Origin of the sequence: Nocardiopsis sp. LDBS1602 (assembly GCF_035818715.1) — a bacterium.
Classification (GTDB): Bacteria; Actinomycetota; Actinomycetes; order Streptosporangiales; family Streptosporangiaceae; genus Nocardiopsis; species Nocardiopsis alba.
Genome location: NZ_JAYLVW010000001.1, coordinates 1,474,197 through 1,490,512, shown reverse-complemented (window position 1 = coordinate 1,490,512; position 16,316 = coordinate 1,474,197). Strand labels below are relative to the sequence as shown.

At 71.0% G+C, this 16,316-nt stretch carries 14 protein-coding genes; 10 read left to right on the top strand and 4 right to left on the bottom strand.

Features of this window, described 5'->3' with window-relative positions; genetic code table 11:
• Positions 1 to 138 precede the first annotated feature (138 nt).
• The 5 genes from efp to U9J66_RS06780 all read left to right on the top strand — a co-directional run bounded on the left by efp (position 139) and on the right by U9J66_RS06780 (position 3,966).
• Positions 139 to 702 carry an elongation factor P gene (gene efp, locus U9J66_RS06800; RefSeq protein ID WP_161111541.1) on the top strand — a complete coding sequence of 188 codons (564 nt, stop codon included), beginning with the start codon at positions 139 to 141 and terminating at the stop codon, positions 700 to 702.
• On the top strand, positions 702 to 1,115 hold the full coding sequence (nusB, locus tag U9J66_RS06795; RefSeq protein ID WP_017534095.1) for a transcription antitermination factor NusB: 414 nt from the start codon (positions 702 to 704) through the stop codon (positions 1,113 to 1,115). Before efp ends, nusB begins: the two co-directional genes overlap by 1 nt.
• Before the next feature lie 52 nt (positions 1,116 to 1,167).
• On the top strand, positions 1,168 to 1,965 hold the full coding sequence (locus tag U9J66_RS06790) for a methyltransferase domain-containing protein (RefSeq protein WP_017534094.1): 798 nt from the start codon (positions 1,168 to 1,170) through the stop codon (positions 1,963 to 1,965).
• Positions 1,966 to 2,017: 52 nt separating this feature from the next.
• On the top strand, positions 2,018 to 3,304 hold the full coding sequence (gene dinB / locus U9J66_RS06785) for a DNA polymerase IV (protein WP_014908944.1): 1,287 nt from the start codon (positions 2,018 to 2,020) through the stop codon (positions 3,302 to 3,304).
• 242 nt (positions 3,305 to 3,546) lie between these two features.
• Entirely contained in the window at positions 3,547 to 3,966 is a 420-nt protein-coding gene (locus U9J66_RS06780) for a DUF3040 domain-containing protein (protein ID WP_014913501.1), read from the top strand.
• A gap of 192 nt (positions 3,967 to 4,158) precedes the next feature.
• On the opposite strand, the gene U9J66_RS06775 is transcribed toward U9J66_RS06780, so the two are convergent.
• The 3 genes from U9J66_RS06775 to U9J66_RS06765 all read right to left on the bottom strand — a co-directional run bounded on the left by U9J66_RS06775 (position 4,159) and on the right by U9J66_RS06765 (position 8,801).
• The gene (locus U9J66_RS06775) at positions 4,159 to 6,477 is read right to left on the bottom strand and encodes a transglutaminaseTgpA domain-containing protein (RefSeq protein WP_326337412.1); all 2,319 of its coding nucleotides are present in this window, start codon (positions 6,475 to 6,477) and stop codon (positions 4,159 to 4,161) included.
• Positions 6,478 to 6,485: 8 nt separating this feature from the next.
• Positions 6,486 to 7,745: a DUF58 domain-containing protein gene (locus tag U9J66_RS06770; RefSeq protein WP_326337313.1), complete on the bottom strand. Its 1,260-nt coding sequence runs from the start codon at positions 7,743 to 7,745 to the stop codon at positions 6,486 to 6,488.
• A gap of 63 nt (positions 7,746 to 7,808) precedes the next feature.
• Positions 7,809 to 8,801, bottom strand: a complete 993-nt coding sequence (locus U9J66_RS06765) for an AAA family ATPase (protein WP_017534091.1) — start codon at positions 8,799 to 8,801, stop codon at positions 7,809 to 7,811.
• Positions 8,802 to 9,267: 466 nt separating this feature from the next.
• On the opposite strand from U9J66_RS06765, the gene mraZ reads away from it, so the two are divergent.
• From mraZ to U9J66_RS06745, 4 genes are all read left to right on the top strand, one after another.
• Complete coding sequence (gene mraZ / locus U9J66_RS06760) at positions 9,268 to 9,699, top strand: division/cell wall cluster transcriptional repressor MraZ (protein ID WP_014911491.1); 432 nt, start codon at positions 9,268 to 9,270, stop codon at positions 9,697 to 9,699.
• 272 nt (positions 9,700 to 9,971) lie between these two features.
• Positions 9,972 to 11,033, top strand: coding sequence for a 16S rRNA (cytosine(1402)-N(4))-methyltransferase RsmH (gene rsmH, locus U9J66_RS06755; RefSeq protein WP_017534090.1), 1,062 nt, complete (start codon positions 9,972 to 9,974; stop codon positions 11,031 to 11,033).
• A 9-nt stretch (positions 11,034 to 11,042) separates the two neighbouring features.
• Complete coding sequence (locus U9J66_RS06750) at positions 11,043 to 11,498, top strand: hypothetical protein (protein ID WP_326337312.1); 456 nt, start codon at positions 11,043 to 11,045, stop codon at positions 11,496 to 11,498.
• A complete protein-coding gene (locus U9J66_RS06745) occupies positions 11,495 to 13,471 on the top strand; it encodes a peptidoglycan D,D-transpeptidase FtsI family protein (protein ID WP_326337311.1) in 1,977 nt (658 codons plus the stop codon). The genes U9J66_RS06750 and U9J66_RS06745 overlap by 4 nt, the downstream gene beginning before the upstream one ends.
• A gap of 84 nt (positions 13,472 to 13,555) precedes the next feature.
• On the opposite strand, the gene mmuM is transcribed toward U9J66_RS06745, so the two are convergent.
• Positions 13,556 to 14,491 (bottom strand): homocysteine S-methyltransferase, encoded by a 936-nt coding sequence (gene mmuM, locus U9J66_RS06740; protein WP_326337310.1) that lies wholly within the window; start codon positions 14,489 to 14,491, stop codon positions 13,556 to 13,558.
• Positions 14,492 to 14,622: 131 nt separating this feature from the next.
• Between mmuM and U9J66_RS06735 the strand changes: the two genes are divergently transcribed.
• Complete coding sequence (locus U9J66_RS06735) at positions 14,623 to 16,287, top strand: UDP-N-acetylmuramoyl-L-alanyl-D-glutamate--2,6-diaminopimelate ligase (RefSeq protein ID WP_161111545.1); 1,665 nt, start codon at positions 14,623 to 14,625, stop codon at positions 16,285 to 16,287.
• The last annotated feature ends 29 nt before the right edge of the window (positions 16,288 to 16,316 follow it).

The following is a 16,316-nucleotide window of genomic DNA, read 5'->3' as shown; positions in this document are numbered from 1 at the left end:
GCGTAGAGGCGGGGAGTGTCCGCGCCCCGGGCCGTGTCAGTCGCCCGGGGGTCCGGACCGTGCTTCGCCCCACCGAACACCGACCGGACCACCCCGTCCGGTCGCCGACGTGTCAAACCCCTGGGAGAGACGACCGAAGTGGCCACGACGAACGACATCAAGAACGGCACGACCCTGCGACTCGACGGGGGCGTTCTCTGGAACGTCCTGGAGTTCCAGCACGTCAAGCCGGGCAAGGGCGGCGCGTTCGTCCGTACCAAGCTGAAGAACGTCCTCACGGGCAAGATCGTCGACAAGACCTTCAACGCCGGCGCCAAGGTCGAGTTCGCCAACGTCGACCGCCGCGACATGGAGTACCTGTACTACGACGGCGAGGCCTTCGTCTTCATGGACACCAAGTCCTACGAGCAGCTCCAGGTCTCCGAGGCCGTCGTCGGTGACGCCAAGGGCTACCTGCTGGAGAACACCAAGGTCGTGGTGGCCACCAACGAGGGCAACCCGCTCTACATCGAGATGCCCGCCGCCGTCGAGCTGGAGATCTCCCAGACCGACCCGGGCGTCCAGGGCGACCGCTCCACCGGCGGCACCAAGCCCGCCACCGTCGAGACCGGCGCCACCATCCAGGTGCCCCTGTTCATCAACCAGGGTGAGCGCGTCAAGGTCGACACCCGCACCGGTGACTACCTCGGGCGTGTCAACTGATGAGCGGTGCACGACGCAAGGCCCGGCGGCGCGCGGTCGAGGTCCTCTACGAGGCCGAGGTCCGCGGCATCACGATCGAAGAGGTCATCAAGCGCCGCAGGGCCCAGCCCGAACCGCCGATCAACGAGTTCACCGAGCGGCTCGCCCGCTCCGTCGACGAGCGGCGGGGGCGGATCGACGAGCTCCTCGACGAGTACGCCATCGGTTGGACCCTGGAGCGCATGCCGGTCGTGGACCGCAACATCCTCCGGATGGGCGCCTACGAGTTGCTGTGGGCCGAGGACATCCCCGACGGGGTGGCGATCGCCGAGGCCGTCGGGGTGGCCAAGGAGCTGTCCACCGACGAGTCGCCCAACTTCATCAGCGGACTCCTGTCCAGGCTGTTGGAGAACAAGTCGACGCTCTCGCTCTGAGCCCGCCCTCCGGGGTCGGGTGTCGGGGTTACTAGCTGATTGAGGGAACCAGGTGACTGACAGGAGCGGCACGCCCGCGACCGCCATCGGTGGTCTCGGCGTGAGCGGTACGACCGGCCCGGCGCGTGCGGCCGGTGCCGCCAGAACCGCGGTGGTGTGGGACGCCCTGGCCCGTCTGCTGCCCGACCTGTCCGAGGGCGCTCCCCTGGAGATCGTCGACGCGGGCGGGGGCACCGGCGGCGCCGCCGTCCCGCTCGCCGAGCTCGGCCACCGGGTGACCGTCGTCGAACCCAACCCGGACTCGCTGGCGGCCCTGGAACGTCGCGCCGCCGAGAGCGGTGTGACGGTGCGCGGGGTCCAGGGCGATACCCGCGATCTGCCCTCCCTGGTTCCGGCCGAGGGCGCCGACCTGGTGTTGGTGCACAACGTCCTGGAGTACGTCGAGGACCCGGCGGCGGCGCTGGCCGACGTCGTCGGCGTCACCCGGCCCGGGGGCGCGGTCAGCCTGCTGGCGACCAACGCGGTCGCCGGGGCCCTGCACCGCGCCCTGGCCGGGCACGTCGCCGACGCCCACCGTCTGCTGTCCGATCCCGACGGTCGTTGGGGCGAGGCCGACCCCATGCCGCGCCGGTTCACCCGGCAGGGCCTTCTGGAACTGGTCGGCGCGGCCGGCCTGACCGGGGAGAGCGTCCGCGGGGTGCGGGTCTTCACCGACGTCATCCCCGGGCACGCCTGGGAGGGCGACGCCCAGGCCGGGCAGCACCTGCTGGAGCTGGAGAAGGCCGCGGCCGGGCATCCCGAGCTCATCGGCATCGCCACCCAGCTGCACGTCATCGCCCACCGCGGCTGACCGGGGCAGGGGGCGGGGGCGGACGGCACGGGGCAGGACGTAATCTGGCGACATGAGCCGACGTCAGCTGGAACGCGGGGCCGCTCTGCGGGGTGTGGTCACCTCTGACGGCATCGTCCCGCTGGGCGCGGGTTTTCCCGTGGACGGCTCCGGTCCGGACTTCGACTGCGACGTCCTGCACCTGGACATGGACGCGTTCTTCGCCGGCGTCGAACGGTTGCGCAGGCCCGAGGCCCGCGATCGTCCGGTGATCGTGGGCGGTACGGGGCCGCGCGGCGTGGTCTCCTCCGCCGACTACGCGGCCCGCCGCCACGGGGTGCATTCGGCCATGCCGATGAGCCGGGCCCTGCGTCTGTGCCCGGACGCCCTGGTCTATCCGCCCGACGGGGCGCGCTACCGCCGTGTCTCCGAGGCGGTCATGGACATTCTGCGATCGTTCACACCGCTGGTTCAACCTCTGTCTCTGGACGAGGCCTTCCTCGACGTATCCGGTGCCCGACGTGTGGCCGGCGGTCCGGCGCGCATCGCCGCGACCATTCGTGAGCGGGTCCGCGCCGAGCAGGGGCTCACCTGTTCGGTGGGCGTGGCCGCCACACGTCTGGTGGCCAAACTCGGTTCCACCCATTGCAAGCCCGACGGTCTCCTGGTGGTCCCCACGGCGACGGTCCAGAGGTTCCTGGATCCGTTGCCGGTCGGCGCCCTGCCCGGGGTGGGGGATCGGACCGAGGAACGTCTGGCGCGCCTGGGGCTGCGCACGGTCGGTGCCCTGGCCCGGGCCGACGTCGAGTTGCTGCGCATGGAGTTGGGGGAGAAGGCCGGTGTGCGGCTGGCCGAGCTCTCACGGGGACACGATCCCAGCCCGGTGGTCACCGACGCTCCGGACAAGAGCGTCGGGGCCGAGGAGACCTTCTCCGTGGACGTGGACGACCCGGATCTGGTCGATCGTGAGTTGCTGCGCCTGTCCGGGAAGGTGGCGCACAGATTGCGTGCCACGGGGCAGGTGGGACGCACGGTGAGCGTGAAGCTGCGGAGGGCCGACTTCTCCACGATCACCAGGTCCAGAACCCTCACGGAGAGCACGGACGTGGCTCACGAGATCAGTCTCGTGGCCCGTGAGCTCCATGCGTCCTCGGGGCTCAGGGGCACGCCGCTGCGCCTGGTGGGCGTACGTGTGGAGGGGGTCTCTCCGGCGGAGCTGACCCCCCGTCAGATGACCCTGGGGGAGGAGGACACGGGTTGGCGGGACGTTGAACGGGTTATGGACCGCGTAACGGCTCGTTTCGGGCCAGGCGCGATACAGTCGGCCATATTGGCCAAGAGTGATGAAAACGACGTATGATGCGGCAACTTTCGGTGACCCCCGAGCGTTCTCAGGGGAGAACCGGAAGCAGGTAAGAAGAGAGGCATGGAAGCCGGTGTTTCCTCTACAGGGCGGGGGTATCGTGGCCGTGGTGGGCCCGATACAGACGCAGCTTTTCTTTCCACCAGGCGCTAGCGCACCGTATTCTGGGCATACCACTGATCAAGAGACCGTTCACCAGTACCCGTCACCCCAACCGGGGACTGCCGTAGGGAGGCGCCGTGCCGCTCTCTGAACACGAGCAGCGCATGCTCGACCAGATCGAGCAGGCGCTGTATGCCGAGGACCCGAAGTTCGCCAACACCGTTCGGCAGACGAACCCCTCGGTGCATTACAAGCGCTGGATCATCAGGGCCGGAATCGGTTTCGTCGTCGGTATCGTGCTGCTGCTCCTGGGTCTGCTGCTGAGCAACCCGGACACGTCCATGGTGCTGCCGGTGACGATCAGCGTCCTCGGTTTCGTCATCATGCTGGCCTCCTTCCTGATGGGGGCCAACGCCTGGCGCAAGTCGTCGGGTGGCGGAGCCGAGATGGCCACCGAGGAGGCCGCGCCCAAGAGGCGCAGGGGCGACAAACGCTCCGGGATGATGAACCGTTTCGAGGAGCGTTGGCGTCGTCGTCAGGAGGGCGACGGACGTTGACCGGGCGGGCGGGGTACGCCCCGCCTCTCCGGTGAAACGCTTCCTGCACCGGGACATGCCTGACGGTGGGGTCCGTGGACGACCATAGGTGGTCGCCTACGGGCCCCACCGTCTTTCTCTTCGTGAGGGGCCGATGACCTCGCGGGCCGGGGCCCGCCGTGTCCGCTCGGTGGAGCCGGCGGGCGACCCGGCTCAGAGAGGCGCGGGGGCCGGCTCGTCCCCCGGCCCCGACCGCCGCCGAGGCAGGAGCGAGAGCGGGATCAGGAGGGCGCGCCACCGTCGGCCGGGTGGAACGGTGGCGGTCAACGCCGTGACGACCGTGTCCAGGTCGACGCCCGAGCTCTGTACGGTGTGCGGTTCGGGCGCGTAACGGGCGGTCTCCTCGGCCAGGGCCAGCCGCCACAGCGCGGCACGGGCGGGCTCGGAGGGTTCCGGAAGCGGGGCCCCCAACCGTCGTGCGGTCGCGCGCGGGCTCTCCTCCAGGTTCCAGGCGATCCCCAGATCCAGGCAGGTGTCGCGCACCTCGCGCCAGGCCGAGTGCGCGGAGGAGACCCCTCCGGAACCGACCGAGGCCCGCCGGGAACGGCGGATCAGCGCTCGTGACAGCAGCGGGGCGCAGAGCAGGACCAGGGCGGCCAGAGCGACACCGACCGCGGGCAGCCAGGCCGGTGGCGTGAACCCCGACGTGCCGGAGGCGTCGTCCCGTTCCGTGCCGTCTGAACCGCCGGCGGTCGCGCCGTCCGTCTCGGGGGAGGACGGGGTCGCCTCCGGGGAGACGCTCTCCTCGGGGTCGGACGAAGGGGAGGGGGAGGCCTCCTCGTCGGCCGAGTCCCCTTCCGAGGAGTAGTCCGGTCGGGAAGCGGTGCCCTGGCCGTCTTCGGGAGCGGCCGGAGTGGGTTCGAAGCGCACCCAGCCCGAACCCTCGAAGTACAGCTCGGGCCAGGCGTGCGCGTCGCGTGCGGACACGGTCCAACGATCGCCGCCGTCGGGGCTGCCGGCCGTGTACCCCACGGCGACACGGGAGGGGATCCCCGCCTGGCGGGCCATGACCGCCATCGCCCCGGCGTACTGCTCGCAGTAGCCGGTCCGGTCGTCGAAGAGGAAGTGGGCGAGGGGATCGGAGCCGGTGGGCACCGGGGGAGGGGCCAGATCGTAGGTGAAGGAGCCGTCGGTGAAGAAGTCCTGGAGGGTGAGGGCCTTCTCGTAGTCGGACCCGGCGCCTTCGACGAGGGAGGCGGTCAGTTCCCCCACCCGGCCGTCCAACCCGCCGGGCAGGGCGAGATGGTCGTCCAACGACGTGCCGGGAGGCCCCGCGGAGGAGAGGGCCTCGGCCCCCGGCCGGTTACGGGCCGAGAGCACCACGAACTCCTCCCCTTCCAGCGGGGTGTCGGTGGTGAAGACCATCAGGGTGGTCGGATCCACGTACCAATCGCCGTCGACCTCCACCGACACGGAGGGGTAGGGCAGAGGCAGGAAGTCCATGGACGGGGTCCCCGAGGCCGGTGTGATCCGTGTGGTCACGACCTCCTCGTTCGGTCCCCACTCCCGGCCCGGGGGCCGCGGCAGCGGGTCGTCGAGGGCGTTGTCGCGCCCGGTGCGTACCGGGGTCATCGTCCAGTTCTCGCCGTCGAACCCGTCCAGGACGAAGGTGCGCAGGTACTCGGGGTCCTCGTCGTCCGTGCGGTAGGTCAGCACGGTCCGGTCGGAGGTGGCGGCCAGATCGCGGCGCAGGGACACCAACGGATGCGTGGTGGTCACGGTGTCGCTCGCGCCGCCGAGCCGTCGGTCGCCGACGAGGGCATGGAACGCGTCGGTGCGCAGCGAGGACATCGTCAGCGGGAGCAGCAGCGCGGGCACCAGGGCCAGGACCACGACGGCGGCCACGACGCCCGTACCGCCGACGACCCCGCTCACCCGGGAGACGGGGCCGCCGGCCGAGGGGATCAGGGCGCCCCACTCCCGATTGCGGACCCATGTGTCCAGGGCCAGCAGGGCCAGGAAACCGACGGCGCAGATAGCGGTCGGGACCCAGGGAAGGCCGGCGTCGTCCACGAACAGGGGCACCGACAGCAGGGTCAGCAGGAGACCGCCCACCATGCCGGGGCAGCGCGCCGTCACCGCCAGGAAGTCCGCCGTCATGGCGAACACCACGAACAGCAGGGCGACGATCAGGGTCAGCCCCTCGGTGGGGGACACGGGCGGTGAACCGGAGGCGATGGTGCCCATGCCCTGTTCGATCAGGTCGACGGTCCGCCTCAGGGTCTCCAGCGTGGGCAGGACACCCAGGGCGGCGGTCCCCGGGGCGTACATCGGCGTGTACAGCAGGACCACGGCGAACAGTTGGAGGAAGGGCACGGCCACCGAGTCGTTCACGTACCACCGGTAGACGGCGGAGACGAGCGCGACGACGGCCATGAACACGGCGGCCTGGATCCACCACGTACCGCCGTTGATCAGACCGCCGAACAACGGCAGCGACGCCAGCATCGTGACCAGGACGGCCAGGGACATCAACGCTCTCAACGCGGACCTTCCCAGAGGGTTCGGGAGGCGGTGGTGGTCGGGGCCCATCCGTCCTCGGTGGACAGTGCCCGGTGCCACAGCGCGGGGAGTTCGGTCGGGTGGTCGATGGACAGCACCCGCCATCCGTGTTCGGAGAGCAGGCCCGCGACCCGGGTCGGGGCCTCGGGGTCGGGCCAGTCGGCTCCGGAGCACAGCACCGCCACACGGGTCGCCGAGTCGTCCACGGTGATCAGGGAGGAGACGTCCTCGGCGCTCAGGGCGCCCAGGACCGCCACGAACAGTCCGATCGAGGGACCGTGGGCCCCGCCCGGTCCCACGACGGCCTCGGCCAGGGAGGTGGCCTCGGAGGCCTCGACCACGGCCAGCTCCTCCAGCACCTCGGAGGGGTTCTCGGTGCCCAGCCGTCCCCGTTCGGTGTGCAGACGCAGTCGGTGCCCACGCTCCATCAGGTGCAGGACGATCGAGGCGGCCGCGCTCACGGCGGTCTCCAGGGAATCGTCCTCGTCCTCGCCCAGGTGGGCGTGGTCACGGGTGTCCAGTACGAGGACGTCGTGTTCTCGGTGGTGCTGCTCCTCGCGGCGCACCATCAACTCGCCGTGTTTGGCGGTGGAGCGCCAGTGCACGCGGCGCAGCTCGTCACCGTGCCGGTAGGCGCGGGGGATCGGATCCTGTTCGCCGACCCCGGTCACCGAACGTCGTGGGGCGTCCTCGCCGTGGGAGCCGTCGGAGGTTCCGGGAGAGCCCAGAGGGACGAAGCGCGGGGTGACGAGCAGTGAGGAGGGGGCGCCCAGGTCGCGGGTCGCCCGCACACAGCCCAGGGGGTCGAGCACGGTGATCCGCAGCGGCCCGACGGGATAACGGCCCCGTACGGCCGGGCGCACGAGGTAGGTGATGTCCCGGACGGCGCGCGGGCCCAGGTGCCCCAGCGTGTAGCGGGGCTCGTGGCCCAGGAGGGCGGGGACGGTGTCCTCGATCCGTATCCGGCCCACGGGCCAGGCGAGGGAGGAGTTCCCGATCCGGATCAGGACACGGGAGTCGGAGCCCGCCGCGACCCGGCGGGGCCGCAGGTCCCGGCTGTGCGTGACACGCCCCAGGGCCCCGATGAGGGTCAGGGCGCCGATCGGCGGGAGCAGGAGCAGCAGGAGACCGACGCCGACGATCTCGCGTTGACCGACGACCAGGCCGACGACGAGGGCGATCGTCCCGAAGGTCGCCATCAGGCCGCCGCGGGCGGTGAGGGTGCGGTGCGGACGCATGAGCGGTCTCTCGGAAGGTCGATCGGGGTTCGGGAGGGCGGGAGGACGGAGGCGAGGGGGCGGTCAGCGGGGGCCGGGGACGGCCAGACGGGAGACGATCTCGGCCACGATCTGCTCGGCGGTGAGACGCTCCATCCGGGCCTCGGGGCCGGGGAGCAACCGGTGGGCGAGGACCGGCACGGCGAGGGTCTGCACGTCGTCGGGGACGACGTAGTGGCGACCGTTCAGCGCGGCGTGGGCACGGGCGGCCCGCACCAGATGCAGGGTGGCGCGGGGCGAGGCGCCCAGCCTCAGTTCGGGCGAGGTCCGGGTGGCGTTGACCAGGTCGACGACGTAGCGGCGCATGCCCGGGGCCACGTGGACGTGGCGCACCCGTTCGACCAGATCCCGGATCCGGGCGGCGTCGGTGACGGGGGAGAGGTTCTCCAGGGGGGACCGGGATCCATGGCTGTCGATCATGTCGAGTTCGGCCTGGGGGGAGGGATAGCCGACCGAGATCCTGGCCATGAAACGGTCCCGTTGCGCCTCGGGGAGGGAGTAGGTGCCCTCCATGTCGGAGGGGTTCTGGGTGGCCACGACCATGAACGGGCGTTCCAGCTCGTGGGTCCTGCCGTCCACGCTGACCTGGCGTTCGGCCATGCACTCCAGAAGGGCGGACTGGGTCTTGGGCGAGGCGCGGTTGATCTCGTCGCCGAGCACGATGTTGGCGAACACCGGGCCCGGGGCGAACTCGAACTCGTTGCGATCCTGGTGGTAGACGCTGACCCCGGTGATGTCGCCGGGCAGCAGGTCCGGGGTGAACTGGACGCGTTGGACCGAGCAGTCCACGGCCCGGCCCAGGGCCTTGGCCAGCATGGTCTTGCCCACACCCGGCACGTCCTCGATGAGGAGATGCCCTTCGGCGAGCAGGACGGTCAACAGGACCCGGAGCACGTCGGGTTTGCCCTCGATGACCGTCTCGATGGCCTCACGGATGCGGTCGGCGACGGCGGAGACGGCTCCCAGGTCCTCCCGGAGTCCGCCCTCGTGCTCGTCGTGCCGTGTGTCGAGTGACACCAGACCCCTCCCGCTCCCTATGTCCAGGTGTATCGATCCGAGGCTAGGCCCAATCGGACCGATTGCAAACCAAAGTGCCGGAATCGGTGGTCTCGTGCGGAGCCGGAGAACGGAAGTGGCCATTGGTCCCGAATCATTATCCCGATCATCGGCGCGGGGGTGGTGTGAAAAAGCGGGATGGACGCGGAAAAACGGTCGAAGGGCTCCCAAGAGGGACGGGCGGGGCGGAGGCGCCGGGGGAGAGAGGGGCCCGGAACCCCGGGTGGGGCGGCCCCGCGGCGGTGCCTCCGACGCGCGCGAGGGGGCACGGCCGCCCTGCCCGGAACGCGCCGCTTCCACCTGCGTATTTGTCGATCATTCGGGGGATCGACACCGATTGGAGCTGTTGACGGTGGGGAGGAGTGGAGTAAGGTGGAGCGGCGTGGAGAGGGTGAATTCTCCACATGGGGGGTGAGGGGGTGAGAGCGTGTTCCTCGGCACCCACACACCTCGCCTCGACCAGAAGGGACGATTGTTCCTTCCCGCGAAGTACCGCGACGAACTGTCGGGGGGTGTGGTGATCACGAAGGGCCAGGAGCGCTGCCTCTACGTCTTTCCCACGGACGGCTTCGTCCATCTCACCCGATCCCTGCGTTCGGCGCCGGTCACCGCCAAGGCGGTTCGCGACTACGGTCGAATGCTCTTCTCCGGCGCGTCGGACCAGGCCTGCGACAAGCAGGGCCGGGTCACCATCCCCCCGAAACTGCGCGACTACGCGGGTCTGGAACGCGAGTGCGTCGTCATCGGGGCCGACACGCGCCTGGAGATCTGGGACGCCCACGCGTGGGCGGAGTACGAGGCCGAACAGGAGCAGGTGTTCGCCCGACTCTCAGAGGAGGTGCTGCCCGGGATGTCGTGAGCGAGGCGGCCCCGGCCGTTCGCTCCCACGACACGCGGACCATGCGGTGCCGGGACCGGTAGCGGTCTCCGGAGACGGCCGCACGAGCTGGCGCGACTTCCCCGGCGCCAGGTCGTGAGCGTGAACCCGCCGAAAAGGTGGACAATGGCGGCCGTGTCCGGAGGCCCACCGGCGATCACCGGCCGGGCCACGCGAAGGACACCGTGGCACGCCCCCGGGGCGTCGTCACGGACTCAGGGGGAGACCGCGACAGCGTGGAGGAACAGCACCGCATGGGGGACACCCGGCAGCAGGATCGGCCCGACGGGGACGACCGGCCAGACCACGACGACATCACCGCCCACGACCAGGCGGGCCGGGCGCCCGCCGAGGCCGGGGACGACGCTCTGCACGTACCGGTGATGCGCGACCGCATCATCGAACTGCTCGCTCCGGCGCTCGAACGGCCCGGAGCGGTGCTGGTCGACGGCACGCTCGGGCTCGGCGGACACTCCGAGGCGCTGCTCAGGGCCTGCCCCGAGGCGCGCCTGGTCGGCGTCGACAGGGACACGACCGCGCTGGAACGCAGCGCCGAGCGCCTGGCCCCCTACGCCGACCGCACCCACTTCGCGCACGCGATCTACTCGGAGATCCCCCGGGCCCTGGACGAGGCCGGCTTCGCCGAGGCCGACGCCGTCCTGCTCGACCTGGGGGTCTCCTCCCCTCAGCTGGACGAGGCCGAGCGGGGTTTCGCCTACGCCCACGACGCGCCTTTGGACATGCGCATGGACCAGGGCCAGGAACTCACCGCGGAACGGATCGTCAACGACTACCCCGTCGGCGAGCTCATCCGGGTCCTGCGCACCTACGGCGAAGAGCGCTTCGCGCCGCGTGTGGCCCGGGCCATCGAACGCCGCCGGGCCCAGAGGCGGATCGAGTCCACCCGGGAACTCGCCGAACTCGTCCGGGAGGCCATCCCCGCCGCCACCCGTCGTACCGGAGGGCACCCGGCCAAGCGCACCTTCCAGGGGCTGCGCATCGAGGTCAACGCCGAACTGTCGATCCTCCAGGAGACCTTCCCCGCGGCCCTGTCGAGGCTGGCGGTGGGGGGACGCATCGCGGTGCTGTCCTACCACTCCCTGGAGGACCGGATGACCAAGCGGGCCTTCGCGGCCCTGGCCACCGACACCACACCCGCCGACCTCCCGGTCCCCCTCCCGGACCGTCGACCGGAACTCCGACTCCTCACCCGGGGAGCGGAACTCCCCACGGAGGAAGAGAACGAACGCAACCCGCGCGCGCAGTCCGCCCGGCTCAGGGCGGCCGAACGCGTGCGCAGGCCGTCGCGGCAGTAGGGAGAGCACATGGGTACGAAGACGGACACACGCCGCACCACGAAGGGGCGAGGGACCGGGAAAGGGCGTACCGGGGCCGCCGGCCGTCCGGCCGCCCCGACCCGTCCCGTACGGACCAAGGCCCCCGCGGCCGGGACCCGGAGCGCGCGACCGGCGACCCCGGGGCGGGCACCGAAGATCCCCTTCGTGCTGCTCATCCTGTGCCTGTTGGCCGGAGCCCTGGTCAGCCTCCTGCTGTTGCGCAGCGTCGTGGCGCAGGAGGCCTACACGATCACCAGCCTCCAGTCGGAGAACCGCGAGATGTCGTACGTGGAACAGGAGCTGGAGGAGTCCGTCGCCCACTTGGAGACCTCGGAGCGAATCGCCGAGGAGGCCGAGAGGATGGGGATGGAGCCGGGCGACGCCCCGCTCTTCCTGGATCTGGACAACGGTGAGATCACCGGGGACGCTGGGAGCGATGATTGAGCACGCCTCGGGACCGACGCCCTCGTGACCCGCGCAGGCCCGGAGCGACCGGTCGCTCCGGGTCCCGGCCGAGCAAGGGCCCACAGCGACAGTCGCGCCGTCCCTCGGGCGGCGCGCGCCCGCGTTCCGCCGCGGGGGGCGGCGGTTCGGCGCGTCAGGTGCGTCGGGGCGGGGAACGCCCGACCCGACGCGGGGGTTCGACGCCTCCACCGTCCCCGCCTCTGTTGCGGCGGACCTTTCGGCAGGGGGATCCGCGCAAACGGATCAAGGTCGGCGGGATCATCATCGTCGTGATCCTGGTGCTCTTCGCCGGGCGCCTCACCCAGATCCAGGGGATCAACGCCGACACCTACGCCGAGGCCGCCGCCAACCTGCGTATGCAGACCATCGACATCCCCACGCTGCGCGGGCGGATCACCGACGCGGAGGGCAACCCCTTCGCCCTGTCGGTGGAGGTCCGCAACGTCTTCGTCGACCCCGAGGAGGTCGAGGAGGGGGAACGGGATCGGCTCATCGACGAACTGGTCACCCGCTTCGACCTCGACGAGGAGGACGTCACCGAGAAGGTGGACGCCAAGCCCAGCCGCTACCAGGTGGTGGCGCGGAAGGTCTCGCCGACGGACTGGCAGGACCTGCGCTCGGAGGGGCTCTCCGGCCTGGGGGCCGAGGTCGACTACCAGCGTGTCTACCCCGAGGAGACCGGAGCCGCCGACCTGGTGGGTTTCGTGGGCTCGGAGGGGTACGGGCTGGAGGGTCTGGAGGGCTACCTGGACGACACCCTCGCCGGCGAGGCCGGGAAACGTCAGGTCGAGGTGGCCCAGGACGGCACCCAGATCCCGATGGCGGGCGGGCTGGTCCGTGAACCCGAGGCCGGCCAGGACGTGCGCCTGACCCTGGACCGCGATCTCCAGTGGTACGCCTACCAGGCCCTGGCGGACCGGGTCGAGGAGCTGGACGCCCAGGGCGGCAGTGTCGTCGTCTCCAACAAGGAGGGCGAGATCCTGGCGATGGCCGACTACCCGTCCTACTCCCAGAACGACATCGCCTCCAGCGGTGCCGAGGAGTGGGCCAACGGAGCGGTGGCCGCCACCTTCGAGCCGGGCAGCACCAACAAGGTGATCACCATGGCGGCGGCCCTGGAGGAGGGCAAGACCACCCCGGAGACGGTCTACACCGTCCCCTACGCGCTCCAGTACTACGACCAGACCTTCCGCAACTCCACCAACAACGGCACCCAGCGTCTGACCGTCAACGGCATCATGGCCCAGTCCAGCAACGTGGGCACGATCAAGATCGCCGACCAGGTGGGCGCGAACGTCCTGCACCGGTACATGACCGACTTCGGGCTGGGGCAGCCCACCGGACTGTCCCTGCCGGGCGAGGAGGCCGGGGTCCTCACCGACCCCGACGACTGGTGGGGTACCCAGCTTCCCTCGGTGTCCATCGGGCACGGCCTGTCCGTGAACGCCGCCCAGATGGCGTCGGTCTACGCGACCATCGCCAACGGTGGTGTGCGCGTCGAACCCCGCCTCATCGCGGGCACCGTCGCCCCCGACGGGGAGTTCACCCCGTCGGAGGAGCCCGAACGGAACCGGGTGATCAGCGAGGAGACCGCCGAACAGCTCCAGTTGATGCTGGAGGCGGTCACCGGGGACGAGGGCACCGCGCCCCAGGCCCGTATCGACGGGTACCGGGTGGCGGGCAAGACCGGTACCGCCAACCGGATCGACCCCGAGACGGGCCGCTACGACGAGGGCGGGTACACCGCGACCTTCGCCGGTTTCGCTCCGGCGGACGACCCCGAACTGGTGGTCCAGGTGGTCCTGCACGACCCTCAGGGCACTTACTACGGAGGCGAGGCGGCGGGTCCGGTGTTCAACGACATCATGTCCTTCGCCCTCAAGACCTTCAAGGTGCCGCCGACGGACGAGGAGCCTCCGGCGATCCGCCTGTTCGAGAACGAGGAGGGCTGAGTCGGGGCCTCGGAGCCTATGAGGGACGGCGGCCCCTCTCCCGGAGATCGGGGGAGGGGCCGCCGCCGTGCGAGCTCCGGTCGCTCAGCGGAGCCCCGCGTCCTCCAGGGCCTCGCGTACGGCGCGCACGTGTTCCGGCCCGGTACGGCAGCAGCCGCCCACCAGGACCGCCCCCTCCCGGCACCACGAGACGGCGGCCTCACCGAAGCGCTCGCTCTCCCCGGAACCGGTCCACACACCGCGCGCGGCGTCCCACCCCTCGCCCGAGTTGGGGTAGGCCACGGCGGGCAGCCCCGCCGAGGCGACCGCGCGGACCAGGGAGGGCACGTGCCGGGGCGGGACGCAGTTCACCCCCACCGCCACGAGGCGTCCGCTCTCGCGCAGCGGCGCCAACTCCGCCGCCACCTCGCGCAACGGTGTCCCATCGGAGATCCGCTCCCCATCGGAACAGGAGAAGGAGAACCACACCCGCGCGCCCGGGGTCTCCAGCGTCAGCCGGGCCAGAGCCCTGGCCTCGGCCAGGGAGGGCAGGGTCTCACAGGCCACCAGGTCGGCCCCGGCATCGGTCAGTACGTTCCAGCGCTCCCTATGCCAGCGGTAGAGCCCCTCCTCGTCCAGGTCGTAGTCGCCGGTGTACTCCGACCCGTCGGCCCGGGCGGCACCGTAGGGTCCGATCCCGGCCGCCACCAGCCCCGACCCGAAGGCGTCCCGTTCCCCGACCGCCAGCTCCACCGACCGGGCGATGGACTCCAGGGCCCTCCTTCGCGAGTATCCGAGGGAGACGAACCCCGCCACGCTCGCCTGGTATCCGGCGGCGATCGCCACGTCGGCGCCCGCCTCGAAGTAGTCGCGATGGACCCGCGCTATCAGCTCCGGTTCCTCGGCCAGCAGCCGCGCCGACCAGAGACCTCCACCCAGGTCACGCCCGTAGGCCTCCAGTCGGGTCGCCAGGCCCCCGTCCACGACCAACGGCCGCTCCGGGCGGCCGGGCCCCTCCGTCACCATCGAACCCCGATCCATACCGGACCCCCTCCTCTTCGATACCCGGGACGACCTGGAACGGGCCCCGAGGCGGGAAACGCCGACGGTACCGGTGTGGAAATTACCGACCGGTCCTCCGCACCCGTTAACCTCCACTCGTGCCACCGGTAATGCGACCTGAACACACCAGTCTCCGTCCACTGTCCGACCTCGTCACCACGCTCGGCTCGGACGCCACCCTGCTGCGACCGGACACCGATCCGGAACGCCCGGCGGACATGCCCCCACGGGAGGTCCATGTCCGCGGTATCACCCATGACTCCCGGCGCGTCCGACAGGGCGACCTGTACGCCGCCCTGCCCGGTACCCGTGTCCACGGCGCCGAGTTCTCCCGACAGGCGGCCGACGCCGAGGCCTCCGCGATCCTCACCGACGCGGAGGGCGCCGAGAGCGCCGCCGCCACCGGCCTGCCGGTGATCGTGGTGCCCGACGTGCGGGCCGTGCTCGGCCCGGTCGCCTCCTGGGTCTACGGCGACCCCGCCCGGGACCTGCTCCTGGTCGGTACCACCGGGACCAGTGGCAAGACCACGATCAGCTACCTGATCGAGTCCGGTCTGCGCAAGGCCGGTATGAGCACCGGCCTGGTGGGCACCGTGGAGATGAGGGTGGGCGACGAACGGGTCGCCTCCTCCCTGACCACTCCCGAGGCCACCGACCTGCACGGCCTGTTCGCGGTCATGGCCGAACGCGGGATCACCGCCGCCGCCATGGAGGTCTCCAGCCACGCTCTGGCCCTGGGCCGGGTCGGCGGAGCCCGCTACGACGTGGCGATCTTCACCAACCTGTCCCAGGACCACCTGGACTTCCACTCGGACCTGCGCGACTACTTCGACACCAAGGCGCGCCTGTTCACGCCCGAGTACTGCGACATCGCGGTGGTCAACACCGACGACCGCTTCGGTCGGGCCCTGGTGGACATGGTCGCGGGGCGCGGGGACATCCCCGTCACCACCTTCGCGGTGGAGGGCGGATCGGACGCGGGCCCCGAGAACGGCATGGAGGCCGACTGGAACGCCGTCGACGTCCGTCTGGGGGACACCGGAAGCTCCTTCCGCGTGGTCGGCCCCGGCGGAATGGAGGCGGAGGCCTCGGTGGCCCTGCCCGGCCCCTTCAACGTCTCCAACGCCATGGCGGCCATCGTCGGTCTGGTGGAGGCCGGTCTTCCCATGGAGACCGCCATCGCCGGTGTGGCGGCCGCCCCCGGGGTCCCCGGGCGGATGGAGCCGGTGGCGGCCCGGAGCGCGGCGTCGGAGCAGGACTTCACCGCCCTGGTCGACTACTCGCACAAGCCCGGGGCGATCGAGGCGGTACTCGACTCGCTGCGCGCCACCACCAAGGGGCGGATCACCATGGTGGTCGGCTGTGGTGGCGACCGTGACCGGGCCAAACGCCCGCTCATGGGCGAGGCCGCGGCGCGCCTGGCCGACCAGGTGATCATCACCAACGACAACCCTCGGAGCGAGGACCCCGTCTCCATCGCGGCCGCGATGCTCGAAGGGGTCGCCAAGGTCCCCGAGAACCACCGTGCCCACGTCACCGTGGAACTCGACCGGGCCGAGGCCATCGGCCTGGGCGTGGCCAGGACCGGGCCGGGCGATGTGATCGTCGTCGCGGGCAAGGGCCACGAGACCGGCCAGTACGTCAAGGGCGAGGTGCTGCCCTTCGACGACCGCGAGGTCCTGCTCAACGCCATCGAGGACGCTCTGCGCAGTCGGGCCAGCGAACGTCTGGGCAGTGCGCTCCAGAACGTGCACCGGGCCCCTGACCCGGGCTGAGCCCACGACACACCGGGGAGGGCGCCGAA